Origin of the sequence: Kitasatospora sp. NPDC088548 (genome assembly GCF_044753005.1) — a bacterium.
Classification (GTDB): Bacteria; Actinomycetota; Actinomycetes; order Streptomycetales; family Streptomycetaceae; genus Kitasatospora.
This window is the reverse complement of sequence record NZ_JBIVMI010000029.1, coordinates 1-17,941: the sequence shown is the minus strand read 5'-3', so window position 1 is coordinate 17,941 and position 17,941 is coordinate 1. Positions and strand designations below refer to the sequence as shown.

The window sequence follows — 17,941 nt, the reverse complement described above, 5'->3', positions numbered from 1 at the left end:
GCATGCCGTGCGGGCCCTGTCCGGCAGGATCGGCCGGACAGGGCCCAGTCGGGGCAGTCGGGTCAGACGGCCTTCGGCTGCTGCTGCGTGATGCAGTGGATGCCGCCGCCGTTGGCGAAGATCTCGCGGGCGTCGACCAGTTCGACCGTGCGGCCGGGATAGGCCCGGCCCAGGACGGCGGCGGCCTCCTGGTCACGGGGGTCGTCGAAGCCGCAGAGGATCACGGCGCCGTTGGCCACGTAGTGGTTGATGTAGGAGTAGTCGACCGGCTCGCCCTCCTCGTCCAGCAGGACGGTGGGGGCGGGCAGTTCGACGACCTCCAGCGGCCGGCCCTGGGCGTCGGTGGCGGCGCGCAGGACCGCCACCAGCTCCTGGCAGACCTCGTGGTCGGGGTGGGACGGGTCCGGCTGGACGTGCGCGACCACGACGCCGGGGCGGACGAAGGAAGCGACGATGTCGATGTGGCCCCGGGTGCCGAACTCGTCGTAGTCGCGGGTGAGTCCGCGCGGCAGCCAGATCGCCTTGGTGGTGCCGAGGAAGGCGTGCAGCTCGGCCTCGACCTCCTCCTTGGTCCAGTCGGCGTTGCGGCCCTCGCCGAGCTGGACGGTCTCGGTGACGAGCACGGTGCCCTCGCCGTCGACGTGGATGCCGCCGCCCTCGTTGATCAGCCGGGAGGCGAACCGCTGAACACCCGTCAGTTCGCCGATGTGCTCGGCGATGTGCTGGTCGTTGTCCCAGCGGGCCCAGGACTGCGCGCCCCAGCCGTTGAAGATCCAGTCGGTGGCGGCGACCGAGCCCCTGTCGTCGATCAGGAAGGACGGGCCGATGTCGCGCATCCAGGCGTCGTCCAGCGGGCGCTCGACGATCTCGACCTCGGGGGCGACGTACTTGCGCGCCTCCTCGGTCTCACCGGTGTTGACGACCAGGGTCACCGGCTCGTACCGGACGATGGTGTTGGCCACCCGGGCCCAGGCCTCGCGGCCGGCGTGCAGGTGCTCCGGGCTGTCGAAGGTCGGGTTGGCGGTCGGGAACGCCATCCAGGTGCGGTCGTGCGGGTGCCACTCGGCGGGCATCCGGTAGCCGAGCGAGGCGGGGGTCGGGGTCATCGTCAAGTCCTAAGGCGGGTGAGGGCGTTCAGAGGAAGTACAGGCGGCTGAGCGAGACGCTGTCGGCGGGCTCGGAGCGCAGCGGGGAGCCGTCGAGGGAGACCAGCCCGGTCTCGGTGACCTGGACGTCGCCGATCCGGGCGTTGCGCACCATGTCGCGCGGGCCGATGCCACGGGTGTTCCGGACGCCGACCCGGCGCCGCCGGGTGGGCATGCCGTCGGCCGGGCGGTCCAGGTACGCGCCGTCGGCGGCGGCCTGGGCGACGAAGGCGACGGAGAGGTCGGCGGCGGTCGCGCCGTGGGCGCCGAACTGGGGGCCGAGGACGAGGGGTTCGCAGCGGTCGGTGGAGGCGTTGGGGTCGCCGACCACGCCGTAGGCGGGGAAGCCGGCCTTCAGGACGAGCTGCGGCTTGGCACCGAAGTGGTCGGGGCGCCAGAGCACGATGTCGGCGAGCTTGCCGATCTCGATGGAGCCGACCTCGTGGGCCAGGCCGTGGGCGATCGCCGGGTTGATGGTGAGCTTCGCGATGTAGCGGAGCACGCGCTCGTTGTCGTCGCCGCCGTCGGTGGTGCCGTAGGAGCCGGTGCCGTCGAGCGGGCCGAGCTCGGCCTTCATCTTGCCGGCCATGGCGAAGGTGCGGCGGACGGTCTCGCCGGCGCGGCCCATGCCCTGGGCGTCGGAGGAGGTGATGCCGATGACGCCGAGGTCGTGGAGGACGTCCTCGGCGCCCATCGTGCCGGCGCGGATCCGGTCGCGGGCCATCGCGGCGTCACCGGGGAGGTCGACCTTGAGGTCGTGGGCGGAGACGATCATGCCGAAGTGCTCGCCGAGGGCGTCACGGCCGAACGGCAGGGTGGGGTTGGTGGAGGAGCCGATGACGTTCTCCACACCGGCCATCTTCAGCACGTTGGGGACGTGTCCGCCGCCGCAGCCCTCGATGTGGAAGGCGTGGATGGTCCGGCCCTCCAGCACCTTCAGCGTGTCCTCGACGGAGAGGCACTCGTTGAGGCCGTCGGTGTGCAGGGCGACCTGGACGTCGTACTCCTCGGCGACCCGCAGCGCGGTGTCCAGCGCGCGGGTGTGGGCGCCCATGTCCTCGTGGACCTTGAAGCCGGAGGCACCGCCCTCGGCCAGCGCCTCGACCAGCGGCGCCGCGTCGGAGGACGAGCCCCGGCCCAGGAAGCCGATGTTGACCGGCCAGGCGTCGAAGGCGTTGAACGCGTGCCGCAGCGCCCAGGGCGAGTTGACGCCGACGCCCCAGACCGGGCCGAACTCCTGGCCGATGATCGTGGTCACGCCGGAGGCCAGCGAGGCCTCCATGATCCGCGGCGAGAGCAGGTGGACATGGGTGTCGACGGCGCCGGCGGTGGCGATCAGGCCCTCGCCGGAGACGATCGTGGTCCCGGTGCCGACGACGACGTCGACGCCGTCCAGGGTGTCGGGGTTGCCGGCCCGGCCGATGGAGGCGATCCGGCCGTCGATCAGGCCGATGGAGGTCTTGCGGATGCCCTGGACGGCGTCGATGACCAGGACGTTGCTGATCACGACGTCGCAGGTGTCGCGGACGGCGGCGGCCTTGAGGTGCAGGCCGTCGCGGGCGGTCTTGCCGAAGCCGGCCAGGAACTCCTCACCCGGCGCCTGCGAGTCCGACTCCACCCGGACGATCAGTCCGGAGTCCCCGAGCCGGACCCGGTCCCCGGCCCGCGGGCCGTGCACCGAGATGTAGTCGTGGGGGGTGATGGCACTCATGCTCCGGCCTCGCTTCGCTCGTCGGCCCGCGTCCCCGCGGCGGCCGTGTCCATCTGTCGGCTCCGTCCGCTCACGACTGCACCTCGGCGTCGTCGAAGCCGGTCAGGTAGCCGGTGGCGCGCGCCTTCGCCAGGGCGGCCTCCTTCGCGCCGGGCGCGTCCAGCGGGCCGTCGACCAGGCCGGCGAAGCCGATCGCGACCCGCTCGCCGGCGATCGGGACGAGGCCGACCTCCACGGTGGCACCCGGGTCGAAGCGGACCGAGGAGCCGGCCGGTACCGCCAGATGGGTGCCGTAGGCGGCGGCGCGGTCGAAGGCCAGGCGCGGGTTGGACTCGAAGAAGTGGAAGTGCGAGGTGACCGAGATCGGCACCGCGGAGGTGTTGTGGACGGGCAGCAGCACCGTCTCCTCGACCGGGTCGTAGCCCGCGCCGTCACCGAGCAGCGTGCCGCCGGGGGCCTCGTGGTCGAGCGATCCCGCGCCCTTGAACGGGTCGTTGACCACGGCCAGCCGGGTGCCGTCCTCGAAGACCGCCTCGACCTGGACCACGGTGACCACGTCCGCCACACCGGGCAGCACGTCCTCGGCGCCGAGCACGGAGCGCCCGGCCTCGATCGCCTCGGCGAGGCGCCGGCCGTCCCGGGCGGCCTCGCAGACGGTGTCCGCGATCAGGGCGTGCGCCTCCGGGATGTTGAGGCGTACGCCCCGGGCGCGGCGGGCGCGGGCCAGCTCGGCTGCTGTGAAGATCAGCAGCCGGTCCCGCTCGGTGGGGGTCAGTCGCACGGTTCCTCGCTCGCGGTCGCCGGGGGAATGACGTTAGAACGGCGTTCAAACATCTCGGGTCATTGAACCCGGACCCGGCCGCCCTGTCCAGCGTTGCCCGTCCCCGGACGTTCGGCTCGCCGGGCACCGCCATCGGGTCCGCGGCGGGCCGGGGGCGGCGTACGCGGGCGCGGCGGGCCGCGGCCCGGCTTCGAAAATGGCTTGTACGCATCGCAAACCTGTCCGGCCCGGGCAGTTGGATCACGCCGGCCACCCCGTGCCCCTTTCACCCCAGGTGATCGGACGCACACTGTTGAAAGCGCCGCAGGCTGGGCATGAGGATGAGTGGTCAGAACGAGGGGGCCACCCGGTCGGCAGGGGATCCGGCAGCGGGAGCCCGGATTGAGGGCGGGGGCATGTGTTGATGGACGGTCAGTCGCGATTCCCGCGGCAGCGGACGAGTTCGGGGGACGCATTTCGGCCGAGGCCCCAGGGGGGCGGGCCCGGGGCGTCCGGCCTGCCGGGCACCACCGGGCGGGCGGGCCCGGCACTGCCGAGTGCTCCGGCACCCGGCTGCGCGCTGCACCGCCGGCTGCATCTGACGCTGGAGGCGGCCGACCTGGTCGCGGTCGGGGCGGTGCGCAGCCGGCTGAGGTCCGCGCTGCGGATCTGGGGGGTGCCCGAGCTGGCCGACACGGCCGAGCTGCTCTCCTCCGAGCTGGTCACCAACGCGCTCCTGCACACCGGCCAGGGCGCGGCGTTCGACGCGGCGCTCGGCGCCGACCTGCGGCTGCGGATCGAGGTCCAGGACGGCACCACCCGGCTGCCCCGCCGCCGCGACCCGGAGGGCGAGTACGCCACCTCGGGGCGCGGGCTGCTGCTGGTCGAGGCGCTGGCCGACTCCTGGGGGGTGCAGCTGCGCGGGGACGGCAAGGTCACCTGGTTCGAGCTGGCCTCGCCCTGACCGAGGCGGGCCCGGACGGGCGGGCGCCCCGGCGGCCGTGCCCGGCCCGGACCGGTGGGCCGGGGCCGGCCTTGGAAGATCAGGTCGTTCGCCGCCGAACGGCGCCCGTGACGGAAGGCCGGGCGGAAGATTTCCGGCCCGTTGCCATTGCCGCTCGGCCGAACATTGGACAGGATGGTGGGAATGTGTGCCCGCGTGCGGGAAGCAGCGGGGAGCCATCACCTCGACTGACCACCGTCCGTCGGCACCGTCCGATCCAGCACCACCCACCACACCGCCATGCGGCCCGCCCGGACGGTCGGCGCGGTCCACCACGGCAGCGGCAGGAGCAGCATGCCCACTGAGCCCGAGTCACCGGGGCCGGCGCTTCCTCCCGGCTCGTCCACGGCCGGGTCGGGGCGGGCGAGACCACCCGCCCAGGCGGCGCGCAGGCACGCGCTGCGGACGGCACCGGGGCTGGCGGCCGGGCGGCTGGCGCCGATGCTCTCCGGCGGCCTGCCGATCTCCTCCGGGGACTCCACGCCGGACTGGCTGGAGCCCGCGATGGCCGCCAACGGCATCGGCTCCTTCGACTGGGACATCCGCCGCGACGTCCTGGAGGGCGACCAGCGGGCCTGCGCCATCATCGGCCTGGACGCCGCGGACAAGAGCCGCTTCGACCGCACCTCCGCCTCCTTCCTGGCCCTGCTGCACCCCGAGGACGCCCCCGTGGTGCGCCGCCGGGTCGAGCGCGCGGTGGCCGAGCTGGGCCAGTGCGGCGCCTACTACCGCACGGTCGGGCCGAGCGGGGCGATGAAGGCGGTGCGCTTCCGCGGCCGGGTGCTCGCGGACGCCTTCGGCCGCGCCTCACGGATGGTCGGCTTCGTCTGGGACGCCACCGTCGAGCTGCACAAGCGCGACCGCGCCGACCGGCTGGCCCTGCTGCGCGAGGAGCGCTCACGGTTCATCAAGGAGGCCGCCCGCGCGCTCTCCGAGGCCGTCACCGTCCGCGACGTCGCCCGGGTCTTCACCGAGCTGCCGCTGCCCGGCCTGCCGCCGGACGGCCTGGTGCTGGCCGCCTTCGAGGCGGGCCGGGTCCGGGTGCTCGGCGCCTCCGGCTACCGGCCGGGGGAGATCTCCGGTTACGACCGCTCGGTGCTGCCCGTCGCCCACCCGGCGGCCGAGGCGCTGCGCAACCGCGCGCCGGTCTTCGTCACCGGCCGCGAGGAGTACCGCGAGCGCTACCCGGAGGTGTGGGAGTCGACCAGCCGGAGCGGCCGCGGCTCCTGGGCGTTCCTGCCGCTGGTGGCCAGCGGCCGGGCGATCGGCGTCTGCCTGGTCAGCTTCGACGACGACCGCCAGCTGGACGCCGACGAGCGCACCCTGCTCTCCACCCTGGGCGGCCTGGTCGCCCAGTCGCTGGCCCGGGCCCGGCTGCACGACGCCGAGCACGAGCTGGCGGCCGGCCTGCAACGGGTGATGCTGCCGCGCAGCGTGCCGTCGGTGCCCGGCGTCACCACCGCCGTCCGCTATCTGGCCGCCGGTTCGGGGCTCCAGATCGGCGGCGACTGGTACGACGTGGTCCCGCTGCCCGGCGGGCACGTCGGCCTGGTGATCGGCGACGTCCAGGGGCACGACGTGCACGCCGCCGGGATCATGGGCCAGCTGCGGATCGCCCTGCGGGCGTACGCCGCGGAGGGCCACCCGCCGGCCGCCGTGATGGCCCGCGCCTCGCGCTTCCTCGCCGACCTGGACACCGACCACTTCGCCACCTGCACCTACGCCGAGGTGAACGTCGACTACGGCGTGGTCTACGCCGTCCGGGCCGGCCACCTCGACCCGGTGGTCCGCCGGGCCGACGGCACCGCCGCCGTCCAGCCGGTCGCGGGCGGTCTGCCGCTGGGCATCGCCTCGGACGAGGAGTACCGCGTCACCCGGTTCAGCCTGGACCCGGGCGAGACGGTGTTGCTCTGCACCGACGGCCTGGTCGAGGCGCGCGGCATGGATCTCGACGACGGCATCGCCCGGCTCACCCGGGCGCTCGCCGGCCCGGTCGCGGCCGGGGAGGAGAGCGCCCGTGACCCGTTGGAGGACCTCGCGGACCGGATCGCCTCCCAGGCCGCCGACTCCAGCGAGCGCGAGGACGACATAGCGCTGCTGCTCCTGCGCTGGGACGGCCCGGCGGGCGGCCTGGCCGCCCAGCAGCTCCGCCGCCGGATCGGGCAGGCCGACCTCGCCCGGATCTCCGAGGTGCGGGCCGAACTGTGCGACGCGCTGCGCCGCTGGGGTGTGGCCGAGCTGGTCGACACGGCCGAGCTGCTGGCGTCCGAGCTGGTCACCAACGCCATCCGGCACACCGACCGGGATGCGATGTTCACCGCCCGGCTCTACCGCGAGCCGACGGCCGACGGCGGCCGGGCCCGGCTCCGGGTCGAGGTGGAGGACGAGTCGGACCTCTGGCCGACCCGCCGGACACCGGGGGAGCAGGCGTCCTCCGGCCGCGGGCTGATGCTGGTCGAGGCGCTGGCGGACGGCTGGGGCGTGGAGCCGCGGGGCACCGGCAAGCGGATGTGGTTCGAGCTCACCGCGACGCCCGCGGCCTGAGGCCGGGGCCGGAGCCGGGGCCTGTCGGACAGGCCCCGGGCCGACCTCAGCCGAACTGCTGCTCCAGGTCCTTCAGCTTGCGCTCCAGCGAGTCCAGCCGGGGCAGTGCCACGGTGTCCTCCTCCACGGTGAGGTCGATGGTGCGCCGGTCAGGTCGGGCCGGCAGGCCCGGCTTGACCACGGTGCCCTCGGCGGCGGGCGCCGCGGCCGGCCCCGGTGGCTCGACGGCGGTCCGGTCGGTCGAGGGGCCGGCGGCTATGGCGGACTCCGAGCCGGACTCCAGCTGCCGGGCCGGTCCGCCGCGCTGGCGCCAGACGCTGTTGGTGCGGTTGATGGCCCTGATCTCGGCCCGCTCGCGGCGGCCGGCCAGCTTGCGGCGCTCGCGCTCGGCGCTCTTCTCCCGTTTGTCCTCGCGGACCTCGTCGACCGCCTCGTCCAGGCTCCGGACGCCCTCCAGCAGCATCAGCGACCAGGCAGCGTAGGTCTCGCGCGGGGCGCGCAGCCAGCGGACGATGCGGATCTGCGGCAGCGGGCGCGGGACGAGACCCTGCTCGCGCAGGGCGGCCCGGCGGGTCTGCTTGAGCGCGCGGTCGAACAGGACGGCCGCCGAGAGCGACATCCCCGCGAAGAACTGCGGGGCGCCGGCGTGGCCGAAGCCGCGCGGGGCGTGCACCCAGTTGAACCAGGCGGAGGCGCCGGCGAACAGCCAGACCAGCAGGCGCGAGCCGAGCGCGGCGTCACCGTGGCTGGCCTCGCGGACGGCGAGCACCGAGCAGAACATCGCCGCGCCGTCCAGGCCGAACGGCACCAGGTACTCCCAGCCCCCGGAGAGGTTGAGGTTCTGGATCCCGAAGCCGACCAGTCCGTGGAAGGAGAGCGCGGCGGCGACGGCGGCGCAGCAGAACAGCAGGGTGTACGAGGCGGCGCCGTAGAGCGATTCCTTGCGCCGGCGCCGTTCCTCGGACCGCTCCCAGGAATCCGGGCCGCTGGAGGTGGTGGGGCCGCCCCGGTTCCGGGCCAGGGCCACCAGGAGGGCGGTGACCAGCAGCACCGCGACGGCGGTGATGGCCCAACCGAGCGGTATGTCGGACATTTTCATCGCCTGGACCAGCCTCGCTTTCCTGCGTCGCTTTCCGCCGCCGTGACGGTGGGGACCATCATGACGGATAAGCGGCCGGAGAATGACTGACTCGCCCTCAATGCGCTGGTGAGGGGGATTTCTGGGGCAAATTCAATATCATTGTCGCATTAATTTGGGGTGGTTATTTCCCGGAATTCCGGGCTTGGCGCACTCTGCCCCGATGCGTATTCGGTCATCCTTGCGTCAACCCCGTGCCACCCGGGGGCAGCCGCCGCACATGGCCTCGGGCCGGACGGTGTAGACGAGGCAGCAGCTCGCCCGGGTCCGGTCGGCGGTCCGGGCGTCCTGGGTGTCCTGGGCATTCGGGGCGTCAGGGCCGGGGCGCGCTCCGGAGGTGAAGCCCGCGCCGGGCGTGAAGGGCGCGGGGGCGCCGGTACCCGAGCGTCCCGCGCCCGGTGCGCACGCCGGGAGCTCCGGCGTGAGCAGCGCGGAGAGTTCGGCGCGGGCCCGCTCCTCCTCGCCGAGCAGCCGGCCGACGTACCAGAGGCCCTCCACCACCGCGTCCGTCGCCATCGCCCAGAGCGTGCGCGGGCCGCGCCGTACCTGCGGGCGGAAGGCGGCGAGCACCGGCGTCAGGAGGTCGGCCAGGGCCGCCCGGAGCCCGGCGGCCAGCGCGGGCCCGTCGGGTACCGTCCGGGCGCCGCGCAGGCCGGCGGCGGGGTCGTCGGGCAGGCAGAGGAAGGCCTCCGGGCGGACCGTCAGCTCGCCGGTGCCACGGCGCACCGAGACGTCCCCGGGGGTGAGCAGCGGCACCCGGCGCTCCAGGAACCACGGCAGGGTGGCGAGCACCGAAACCGGCCAGACGAAGCGGTGCAGACCGAAGCCGGCCGCCACGTCCGGGCGCAGCGGGCGGCCGTACCGGGCCAGGCCCTGCCGGGCGTCATGGGCGATCAGCTCGCGCAGCGCCTCCGGGCGGGCGAGCAGATCGGCGCCGGAGACCCAGCCGTCGCCGCTGCGCGGCGGGGCGCAGTACACCCGCAGGGCGGGGAGCAGTCCGGTGAGCCGGCCGTAGCTCGCGGCGCAGGGGGCGGGGGCGCCCGGGATGAGGGTGACGGCGTGCGCGGGGGTGGTGCGGGGGGCGTGCGGCGCGGGGCCGGGCCGGGTGCTGCTCGCGGTCATGGGGCGGGCCCTATCGGGTCGACCGGAGACCGCCCGGGACCGCCCGGCCCGCCCCGGACGGTGCGGACTCCGGCCGGGCCCGGCCGGGCGGGGCCTGGCGGAGCCCGGGAACGGCGAGGCGAGCCGGCCGGGGCACTGCTCACCCCGGCCAGGTTAGGCTCACCTTAGCTGATGGTTCCCCGGGCCTCCCGCCCGACGCGTCCGTCCGGGGGCGTGACCAGTGGGCGCACCGCGCTCAGCTGGCGCGCGAGCCACACCGGTACGCCCCCGAGCGCCTGGACCAGCCGGGCCGCCTCGGCCCGCAGCCGGACGGCCTCGTCCGGCTCGACGACCTCGGCCAGCGCGGCCAGCGCGGGCGCGACACCCACCGTGAAGCCGAGCTGTTCGCGCAGCCGCAGTGAGGCGTCGAACCCCTCCCGGGCCCGGTCGTGGTCCCCGGTGGCCAGCGCCAGCGCGGCCAGGTGCCGCCAGGTGTAGGAGCGCAGCAGCTCGTCCCCCCGCTCGCCCGCGCCCTCGTGCGCCCGGCGGTAGGCGATCCAGGCCGCCGTCGGGTCGCGCAGCAGGTTCTCGGCGACCAGCCCCCGGCGGAAGTCCAGCAGCGGCCGCCCGGGGGCGTCCGGCGGCAGCAGCGCGGAGGTGCGGCCGAGCGCCGCCTGCGCCTCGTCCAGCCGGTCCCGCGGGCCGAGCACGCTGGCCACGTACGCCAGGAAGCCGCGGGCGCAGGAGGCCGCCGCGCGCTGTTCGGTGGTGGCCACCACGGCCTCGGCCAGCCGCAGTGCCTGCTCCGCCTGGGGCCAGTGGGCCGCGGTGAACAGGCATTGTTCGATGAGGAGTTCGGCCCGGCCGAGCGCTGCCCCGGGGTCGCGCTCGGCGGCCGGGCGTAACAGCTCCGCGGCCTCCTGCCAGCACGCCCGGGACCGCAGCCGCCACACGGTGTCCCCCGGCTCCTGGGGCGCTGTCGGCCCCCGTCCGTCCTGGCCGCTCGGGCCCGATCCGTGCTCCGACAACGCCACCTCCTTGTGCGCGCCATCCAGCAGGACACAGGCCTCCCCCCGAGGCCCGCGTTGTGGCGGCAATTCAACACGGGGGTGAGCTTGTGCACCAGATCACGAGCGCAGGTTGTTGCGGTCGGCTTGTTGTGGCCGGTTCGTCGGGGCCGACGGCGGTGGGGCCCGGGCCCGCCCCGGGGCCCCCCCCCGGGGGGGGCCCGCGGGGGGGGCGGGGGGGGGGGGGGGGCGCCGGGGGGGGGGGGGGGGCGGCCGGGGGGGGGCGCCGGGGGGGCGGGGGGGCGGGGGGGGGGTGGTGGGGGGGGGGGGGGGGGGGGGGGCGGGGGGGGGGGGGCGGGCCCCCCCGCCCCCCCCCCCGGCCGGTGGGTCACCGGCGGGGCGGACGGTCCGGCCGGTGGGCCGCCGGTGTGGCAGGGCGTCCGGCCGGTGAGTTCACCGGTGCGGCAGGGCGTCCGGCCGCCGGGTCAGGAGGTCCAGCCGGTCTCCATCAGGGCCTCGGCGGCGCCGTTGGCGGGCTGCGGCACCCCGGCCAGGTCCAGGCTGAACAGGGCGACCAGCAGCTGTTCGCCGCGGACGGTGGCCTGGTGGGAGTAGCCGGCCAGGGTGAACATCGCGGCGGCCATCTCCTCGGCGTGCAGGGTCTGCAGCCAGAGGCACTCCACCGACTTCACGTCGGCCGGCTCGGTCCAGGTGTCCACCTGGGCGACCATCCGGCTGCCGAGCAGGGTGACCCCGTCGCGCTCCTGGGCTTCCGTCAGCTCCAGGTCGTCGAAGCCCAGCCACTCCAGATAGCGGGCGGCGGTGAACACCGCGTCCTGCGAGGTGCGCACCGGGTGCGGGCGGAACGGCGCGCGCCGCCGCCAGGGCGTGGCCGCGGTGCCGGACCCGGCCGGCGGGGTCGGGACCGGGGCGCCCAGCGGGTGGGCCGGCTGCGGGCGGGTGCCCTGCGGGCCGGTGCTGCCGAGCGGCCCCGCGGTCGCACTGCCGCCCAGCCGGGTGGTGCGGTCCACCGGCAGCCGGACGGTGGCGCCGCAGTTGCAGGTGAACTCGGGCTGGGGCCACTGGTCGGAGCGGCCGCAGTGCGGGCAGCGCATGTTCAGCCAGGAGTCCTCCCAGGAGCGGAACCGCACCTGGACCGGCACGCCGCCGCGCAGCAGCGGCACCTTCAGCGAGGCGCCGCAGGGGCAGGGCAGCGACGGCGGCTCGTACAGGTGCTCGCGGCGGCAGGCGGGGCAGCGGATCGCCCGGGCGCCACCGCCCGCCCCCGGCCCGTGCTGCGCGGGGTCGCGCCCGGTGAAGTCGTCGGGCAGTCCGGACATCGAGGGCACCGTCCGTTCGAGTCGGGAGGAAGGACGTGTCCCATGCTCCCCGAAACGCGGGGGCCGTGGCGCGGAATGGGGCAATCCTCAGGGACAGATCAGGGGTGTGCGGCCGATCTCTCCCCGGTGAGGAGGAGCCGCTCTCACCTCGGCGGGGGAGCGGGCGCCCCGGCCCAGGCCGGAGGCGGTCACCCGGCGGCCCAGCGGGCGAGGTCGGCCCGGGTGTCGAGGTCGTCCGGGACGGCGATATCGGCGCATTCGACCAGCGCGACTTCGTCGGCGTGCGCCCCCAGTAGTGCGCGTGCTCCGGTGTCGCCGGTCGCGCCCGCCGCCGCCTCGGCGAAGTACCGGGCGCCGATCAGCACCGGGTGCCCGCGCCGCCCGCCGTACGCCGCCGCGGCCAGGTCCGCGCCCGCCCGGTGGGCCGTCAGCAGCCGGGCCACCGCGGCCGGGGTGACCCCGGGGGTGTCCACCAGCATCACCAGCGCGGCCGAGGCCTCCGGTGCCAGCGCGGCCAGCCCGGCGCGCAGTGACGAACCCATGCCGTCCGCCCAGTCCGGGTTGTCCGCCAGTCGGCAGCCCGGCAGATGGGCGGTGGCCCGCACCCGCTCCCGGGCCGCGCCCAGCACCACCGCCACCTCCGTGCAGCCGCCGGCCCGGACCACCGCCACCGCGTGCTCCACCAGCGGCCGGCCCCGGTACCGGACCAGGGCCTTGGGCCGACCGCCCAGCCGCCGTCCGCCCCCCGCGGCCAGGACCAGTGCGGCCACGGGTCGTTCACTGTTCCGCATGTGCCCAGCCTGCCCGTCCGCGGCGCCGCCGCGCAGCCGGTCCCCGGCCCGGTACCGGAATGTGAGCTTCGACATGCTCGAACGCTTCGCGTTGCGCCGCCTTGACGGGGTGTCGGGCGGCTGGTCTGCTGGGTCGCCGTCAGCCGCCCACCACCTCGGGAGTCATCCGTGCCCGCCCGCCGTACCGCCCTCTCCGCCACCGCCGTGTTCCTGATATCCACCCTGGCGCTGGCCGGCTGCTCCGGCGCCAAGAAGTCGTCCACCGACGGTGCCGCGTCCTCCGGGGCGCCGGCCGCCGCCGGGGACCTGGGCACCAGCCCGCTGCAGAACCCCGACGGCACCAAGCCCGGCCTGGCGCCGCTGACCTCGCCCGAGGACCAGAAGGCCGGCCGGGACATCATCGGCAAGGTCGCCACCGCCGCCAACGGCTCCAAGGACGGCTACGACCGCAACGAGTTCGGCCCCGCCTGGACGGACAACGTGGACGGCGTCCCGTTCGGCCACAACAGCTGCGACACCCGCAACGACCTGCTCGCCCGCGACGGCAAGTCGCTGGAGCGCAAGGACGGTTCGAACTGCGTGGTCACCGCGATGACCATCTACGACCCGTACACCGGCAAGACCGTCCAGTGGACCAAGCAGCAGGCCACGAAGATCCAGATCGACCACGTGATGCCGCTCTCCTACGACTGGCAGATGGGCGCGTCCAAGTGGGACAAGGCCAAGCGCGTGCAGATCGCCAACGACCCGCTCAACCTCATCCCGGCCGACGGCTCGCAGAACGCCTCCAAGGGTGACTCCGGTCCGGCCTCCTGGCTGCCGGCCAACACCGCGATCCGCTGCTCCTACGCGGTGCGCTTCGCCCAGGTCTCGCTGAAGTACCAACTCCCGGTCACCGAGGCGGACAAGAAGGCCATGCTGCAGCAGTGCGGCGGTTGACGAAACGTTTCATCAGCCTTTGTCCTTATGTGCGGAGGCTTTGATGGGGGCGTGGTGGCGGCGCGGCGATAACGATATGACTCATGTGATGACCGGGTGATATTCGTGTGCGGTGCACTCGATGATCATCCGGTTCTCCCGGCGCGCGCTGCCCGCCGCCGTCGCCGCCGCCCTCCTGGCCGGCTGCACCGGCTCCGGCGGGACGGACACGGCCTCCACCGCGTCCGCCACCGCACCGAGCCCCGCCACGACGCCCACCCCGACCGCGACGCCCACCCCGACGCCCACGCCCACCGGCGCGGCGGACCCGGCGCTCAAGGCGTTCTACGGCCAGCAGCTCAACTGGGCGCCCTGCGCCGACGATCCGGCGACCAAGAAGGTCGACGAGTCGGCGGTGCAGTGCGCGACCCTCAAGGTCCCGCTCGACTACGCCCACCCGGCGGGCGACGCGATCGACGTCGCGCTCTCCCGGATTCCCTCCGCCAGGCCGGACCAGCGGGTCGGCTCCCTGCTGGTCAACCCCGGCGGGCCCGGCGGCTCCGGCGTCCGCATGGTCCAGACCGGGCAGACGGACTACGACGGGCCGCTGCACGACCACTTCGACGTGGTCGGCTTCGACCCGCGCGGCGTCGGACGCACCAGCCCCGTCAACTGCCTGGACGACAAGGCCCGCGACGGGTGGCTCACCACCGACGAACCCGGCGACGCCCACGGCAAGACCCTCGCCGACGCCTGCCAGGCCAAGTACGGCAAGGCGCTGCCCTTCCTCGGCACCCGCGACACCGTCCGGGACATGGACGTCCTGCGCGGGGCCCTCGGTGACGAGAAGCTCAACTACCTCGGCCTCTCCTACGGCACCTACCTCGGCAGCATCTACGCCGAGGAGTTCCCGGACCGTACCGGCCGACTGGTCCTGGACGGTGCCACGGACCGGTCCGTGCCGCTGATCCAGCACAACATCGACCAACAGGCCGGGTTCGAGCGGGCGTTCCAGGAATTCGCCGCCGACTGCGTCAAGCAGAAGGGCTGCCCCCTCGGCAAGGACCCGGACAAGGCCGCGCAGAAGCTCGCCGGCTTCCTCGACGGGCTCAAGGACCACCCGCTCACCGCCACCAACGGGCGCACCGTCACCGCCAACGCCGCCTGGACCGGTGTGATCGACAACCTCTACGGGGGCGAGAAGGCCCGCGCCGACCTGCGCGCCATCCTGACCCTGGCCATGGAGCACGACAAGGGCGACTACCTGCTCACCCTTGCCGACGACTACAACAAGCGCGACGAACAGGGCCACTACGGCGTCTCCGCCGACGCCTACACCGCCATCCACTGCGCGGACGCCGCCATGGCGCCCACGGACGCGGAGCTCCAGGCGGCCCTCGCCGAGCTCGCCGCCAAGGCCCCGCTGATCAGCAAGCACAACCCGCTGTCGGCCCTGTTCGACCCGGACTGCCGCACCTGGCCGTTCCGTTCGGCCGAGAAGCCGCACACCGTCAAGGCCGATGGCAGCGCGCCGATCCTGGTGGTCGGCTCCACCGGCGACCCGACCACGCCGTACGCGTGGTCGGAGAAGCTGGCCGCCGGGCTCGCCCACGGCGTGCTGCTCACCCGCGAGGGCGACGGGCACACCGCGTACGGGAGGAGCGCGTGCATCCGCACCGCGGTCCACACCTTCCTGGTGGACGGCACCGTGCCGGCCGCCGGGACGCGCTGCCCGACGGACTGATGCGCCGGGCTGATGTGAGGGACTGACGTGCCGGGCCCGTCGGCCCCGCACGAGAAGGGGGCGCACCGCTGCCGCGCGGTGCGCCCCCTTCGTCATGGGGTGGTCAGGACGTCGGCGCCGTCAGGTCGTAGAGCGTGGAGCCGCCCACGGTCTTCGCGGTGAAGTGGCTCTCCACCCAGCTCTCGATCTGCGCGGTCTGCGTCTCCCGCGCCTCGCCGCCGGCGCCGCCGGGCGTCCGGCGCGAGCCTCCGCCGCCGATGAACCAGTGCACCTTGCCCTCCTGCACGTACTGCTGGAAGGCGCTCAGACTGAGCGACGGGTCGGTGCTGTTGAAACCGCCGAGGGCCATCACCGGGACGCCGGAGGCGAGTTGGTAGCTGGCGGCGTTCTGCGAGCCGCTGGTCGCGGCGGCCCAGGTGTAGCGGTCGGCGTCCTGCCTGAGCGCTTCGGCGGCCTCGCTGCCGACCTTGGCGCCGTTGAGCAGCCCGCCCATGCCGCCCGGGCCGCCCTGGCCGGTGGTGCCGTTGCCCCGGCCGCCGGCGGTACCGCGCTCGTTCCGGCCGTCGGTGCCGTCGCCGGTGCCCGCGCCCGGCCAGGCGCCGCCGAAGCCGCCGCCCGGAGCGCCCTGGCCGCCCTGCGGGGGCGTGAACGTCCCGCCGTTGGCCACGAAGGCAGGCCCGCCGGGCCCGCCGTGCCTGCCGCCACCCGGTCCGAAGGAGCCCTTCACCGACGGGCCCGCCGTCACGATCGAGCCGGTGTGCGGGGTGCCGACGGTGTCCACCGCGTACGCGGCCGGCCCGCCGAACGCCGCCGCCAGGCCCACCAGTCCCGCCACCGTGGCAAGTCGCCCGCCGAGTCGTCCGCCGACCCCCGAAGCGCCGGGCACACCCGCCGACCGTGCCGCCAGGCGTGCCGCCGGCGGACCGGCCAGTAGCAGCCCCACCGCCGCGACCAGCCCGCCGACCAGCACCGCCCAGCGCAGCCACGGAAGGAACTCCGCGCTTCGCCCGAGCAGGACGTACGCCCAGACCGCCGTCACCGCCAGGGTGCCGGCCAGCACCGCCGCGTACGGCAGCCGGTGCCGGGCCCGCCAGAGCCCGTCCGCGCCCATGCCGACCAGGGCGGCCACCGCGGGCGCGAGCGCCACCGTGTAGTACTGGTGGAAGATGCCGGACATGAAGCTGAAGGTCAGCGCGGTGCAGAGGAGCCAGCCGCCCCAGACCAGGAAGGCCGCGCGGGCGGTGTCGGTACGGGCGTAGCGGCGGGTCGCCCAGAGCCCGAGGAGCAGCAGGATCAGCGCGGCCGGCAGCAGCCAGGCGATCTGCCCGCCGACGTCGCCGTCGAACAGCCGGGTGATGCCGGTCTCGCCCCAGCCACCGCCACGCGTGCTGCCGGCCACCGCGCCGGGCATTCCGCCGGGCATCGCGCCGGGGACCTCTGTCATCCCGGTCGGGAACCGGCCGCCGCCCACGCTGCCGGTCTCGTTGCCGTTGAGGCGGCCGAAGCCGTTGTAGCCGAAGGTGAGGGAGAGGAAGCTGTCGTCCTGCGAGCCGCCGATGTACGGCCGGGCCGAGGCCGGCACCAGTTCGACCACCGCGACCCACCAGCCGCCCGCGACCACCATCGCCAGCCCGGCGGCCAGCAGTTGGCGCGCCCGTCGCCAGAGCCCGGTCGGCGCCACCACCAGGTAGACCACCGCGAAGGCGGGGAGCACCAGGAAGGCCTGGAGGGTCTTGGTGAGGAAGCCCAGCCCGAACATCACCCCGGTGAACACCAGCCACCGGGTGCCCGCCGTCTCGGTGGCCCGCACCAGCCCGTACGCGGCCAGCGTGAGCAGCAGGACCAGCAGCGCGTCCGGGTTGTTGAAGCGGAACATCAGCGCCGCCACCGGGGTCAGCGCCAGCGCGGCGCCGGCCAGCAGGCCGCCGAGCGGGGAGAAGCGGCGGCGCACCGCCGCGTAGAGGGTGCCCACGGTGGCGACCGCCATCAGCGCCTGCGGGGCGAGGACGGACCAGGAGGAGAGCCCGAAGACCCGGGCGGACAGCGCCATCGGCCAGAGCGACAGCGGGGGCTTGTCGACGGTGATGAAGTTGCCGGCGTCCGAGGAACCGTAGAAGAAGGCCTTCCAGCTCTGGCTGCCGGCCTGGACGGCGGCCGAGTAGAAGGCGTTGGCCCAACCGGAGGCGCTCAGCCCCCAGAGGTAGAGGACCGCGGTCGCGGCCAGCAGCGCCAGCAGGGCGGGCCGCACCCAGCGCGGGTCGTCCGCCCGCCCGCGCCAGGCGCGGGCGGGGAGGGTGCGCAGCCGGCCGCTCCAGGACGCCGGGCCCCTGAGGCCGGTGGGCGGCAGCGGGAACTCCGGGAAGAGCGGGCCGGCCGCGGGGGTCCGGGCGGGCCCGGCGGCGTCCGGTGCCGGCTGCGGCACCTCCGGCGGCGGGTGGCTCGCGGCCTCGGGCCACGGTTCGCCGGCCGGAGGGGAGAAGCTGGTCGTGGTCATGGACGATACGGTCGGCCGCGCGGCTGAGAGAACCGTGAGACGACGCTATGAGCCGTCTGTGATCCTGCCTTCCGGCCGCCGGATCCCGGCACCGTGCGGCCGTCCCGGTGGCGGGCTCCGGTGGCCGCCAGGAGGCCGCCGCCCTAGGCGCAATGCCGGTGACTTAATTCGTGTCTCGCTTGGTGATCGTGACGGTGGCTGGTTGGGGTGGTGGCCAGTTGCGGTGTTGGGCGCGTTTGAGGGGC

The 17,941-nt window shown here is 74.8% G+C and carries 14 protein-coding genes; 4 read left to right on the top strand and 10 right to left on the bottom strand.

Annotated elements, in window-relative coordinates; all coding sequences use genetic code 11:
• Positions 1–62 precede the first annotated feature (62 nt).
• The 3 genes from ACIP82_RS29990 to ureA all read right to left on the bottom strand — a co-directional run bounded on the left by ACIP82_RS29990 (position 63) and on the right by ureA (position 3,637).
• On the bottom strand, positions 63–1,106 hold the full coding sequence (locus ACIP82_RS29990; protein ID WP_400657933.1) for an agmatine/peptidylarginine deiminase: 1,044 nt from the start codon (positions 1,104–1,106) through the stop codon (positions 63–65).
• Positions 1,107–1,134: 28 nt separating this feature from the next.
• On the bottom strand, positions 1,135–2,856 hold the full coding sequence (locus tag ACIP82_RS29985) for an urease subunit alpha (protein WP_363614897.1): 1,722 nt from the start codon (positions 2,854–2,856) through the stop codon (positions 1,135–1,137).
• A gap of 70 nt (positions 2,857–2,926) precedes the next feature.
• Positions 2,927–3,637 (bottom strand): urease subunit gamma, encoded by a 711-nt coding sequence (gene ureA / locus ACIP82_RS29980; RefSeq protein WP_363614899.1) that lies wholly within the window; start codon positions 3,635–3,637, stop codon positions 2,927–2,929.
• Between the two features lie 403 nt (positions 3,638–4,040).
• Between ureA and ACIP82_RS29975 the strand changes: the two genes are divergently transcribed.
• Entirely contained in the window at positions 4,041–4,580 is a 540-nt protein-coding gene (locus ACIP82_RS29975; protein ID WP_363614900.1) for an ATP-binding protein, read from the top strand.
• A 218-nt stretch (positions 4,581–4,798) separates the two neighbouring features.
• Here ACIP82_RS29975 and ACIP82_RS29970 read toward each other — a convergent pair whose 3' ends face one another.
• Positions 4,799–5,134, bottom strand: a complete 336-nt coding sequence (locus ACIP82_RS29970; RefSeq protein ID WP_363614902.1) for a hypothetical protein — start codon at positions 5,132–5,134, stop codon at positions 4,799–4,801.
• Between ACIP82_RS29970 and ACIP82_RS29965 the strand changes: the two genes are divergently transcribed.
• Positions 5,124–7,163: a SpoIIE family protein phosphatase gene (locus ACIP82_RS29965; protein WP_363614904.1), complete on the top strand. Its 2,040-nt coding sequence runs from the start codon at positions 5,124–5,126 to the stop codon at positions 7,161–7,163. The two genes, ACIP82_RS29970 and ACIP82_RS29965, sit on opposite strands and share 11 nt — an antisense overlap.
• 46 nt (positions 7,164–7,209) lie before the next feature.
• On the opposite strand, the gene ACIP82_RS29960 is transcribed toward ACIP82_RS29965, so the two are convergent.
• From ACIP82_RS29960 to ACIP82_RS29940, 5 genes are all read right to left on the bottom strand, one after another.
• The gene (locus ACIP82_RS29960) at positions 7,210–8,262 is read right to left on the bottom strand and encodes a DUF2637 domain-containing protein (protein WP_363614906.1); all 1,053 of its coding nucleotides are present in this window, start codon (positions 8,260–8,262) and stop codon (positions 7,210–7,212) included.
• A 225-nt stretch (positions 8,263–8,487) separates the two neighbouring features.
• On the bottom strand, positions 8,488–9,423 hold the full coding sequence (locus ACIP82_RS29955; RefSeq protein ID WP_363614908.1) for a (2Fe-2S)-binding protein: 936 nt from the start codon (positions 9,421–9,423) through the stop codon (positions 8,488–8,490).
• 164 nt (positions 9,424–9,587) lie between these two features.
• Positions 9,588–10,430 carry a hypothetical protein gene (locus ACIP82_RS29950; RefSeq protein WP_400657928.1) on the bottom strand — a complete coding sequence of 281 codons (843 nt, stop codon included), beginning with the start codon at positions 10,428–10,430 and terminating at the stop codon, positions 9,588–9,590.
• 464 nt (positions 10,431–10,894) lie between these two features.
• Positions 10,895–11,749 carry a hypothetical protein gene (locus ACIP82_RS29945; RefSeq protein ID WP_363615142.1) on the bottom strand — a complete coding sequence of 285 codons (855 nt, stop codon included), beginning with the start codon at positions 11,747–11,749 and terminating at the stop codon, positions 10,895–10,897.
• A gap of 188 nt (positions 11,750–11,937) precedes the next feature.
• Positions 11,938–12,540, bottom strand: coding sequence for a nucleotidyltransferase family protein (locus tag ACIP82_RS29940; RefSeq protein WP_363615154.1), 603 nt, complete (start codon positions 12,538–12,540; stop codon positions 11,938–11,940).
• A 168-nt stretch (positions 12,541–12,708) separates the two neighbouring features.
• Between ACIP82_RS29940 and ACIP82_RS29935 the strand changes: the two genes are divergently transcribed.
• Both ACIP82_RS29935 and ACIP82_RS29930 read left to right on the top strand, forming a co-directional pair.
• Entirely contained in the window at positions 12,709–13,479 is a 771-nt protein-coding gene (locus tag ACIP82_RS29935) for an HNH endonuclease family protein (protein WP_400657926.1), read from the top strand.
• Between the two features lie 121 nt (positions 13,480–13,600).
• Entirely contained in the window at positions 13,601–15,202 is a 1,602-nt protein-coding gene (locus ACIP82_RS29930) for an alpha/beta hydrolase (RefSeq protein WP_400657924.1), read from the top strand.
• Between the two features lie 103 nt (positions 15,203–15,305).
• Here ACIP82_RS29930 and ACIP82_RS29925 read toward each other — a convergent pair whose 3' ends face one another.
• On the bottom strand, positions 15,306–17,696 hold the full coding sequence (locus ACIP82_RS29925; RefSeq protein ID WP_400657922.1) for an ArnT family glycosyltransferase: 2,391 nt from the start codon (positions 17,694–17,696) through the stop codon (positions 15,306–15,308).
• Between the last annotated feature and the right edge of the window lie 245 nt (positions 17,697–17,941).

What these genes read in the sequence shown, in the direction of transcription:
- ACIP82_RS29975 (WP_363614900.1), top strand. Translation starts at nt 4,041, where the DNA reads ATGGACGGTCAGTCGCGATTCCCGCGGCAGCGGACGAGTTCGGGGGAC.
- ACIP82_RS29965 (WP_363614904.1), top strand. Translation starts at nt 5,124, where the DNA reads ATGGCCGCCAACGGCATCGGCTCCTTCGACTGGGACATCCGCCGCGAC.
- ACIP82_RS29930 (WP_400657924.1), top strand. Translation starts at nt 13,601, where the DNA reads ATGATCATCCGGTTCTCCCGGCGCGCGCTGCCCGCCGCCGTCGCCGCC.
- ACIP82_RS29940 (WP_363615154.1), bottom strand. Translation starts at nt 12,540, where the DNA reads ATGCGGAACAGTGAACGACCCGTGGCCGCACTGGTCCTGGCCGCGGGG.
- ACIP82_RS29985 (WP_363614897.1), bottom strand. Translation starts at nt 2,856, where the DNA reads ATGAGTGCCATCACCCCCCACGACTACATCTCGGTGCACGGCCCGCGG.
- ACIP82_RS29955 (WP_363614908.1), bottom strand. Translation starts at nt 9,423, where the DNA reads ATGACCGCGAGCAGCACCCGGCCCGGCCCCGCGCCGCACGCCCCCCGC.
- ACIP82_RS29960 (WP_363614906.1), bottom strand. Translation starts at nt 8,262, where the DNA reads ATGAAAATGTCCGACATACCGCTCGGTTGGGCCATCACCGCCGTCGCG.
- ACIP82_RS29925 (WP_400657922.1), bottom strand. Translation starts at nt 17,696, where the DNA reads ATGACCACGACCAGCTTCTCCCCTCCGGCCGGCGAACCGTGGCCCGAG.
- ACIP82_RS29990 (WP_400657933.1), bottom strand. Translation starts at nt 1,106, where the DNA reads ATGACCCCGACCCCCGCCTCGCTCGGCTACCGGATGCCCGCCGAGTGG.
- ACIP82_RS29945 (WP_363615142.1), bottom strand. Translation starts at nt 11,749, where the DNA reads ATGTCCGGACTGCCCGACGACTTCACCGGGCGCGACCCCGCGCAGCAC.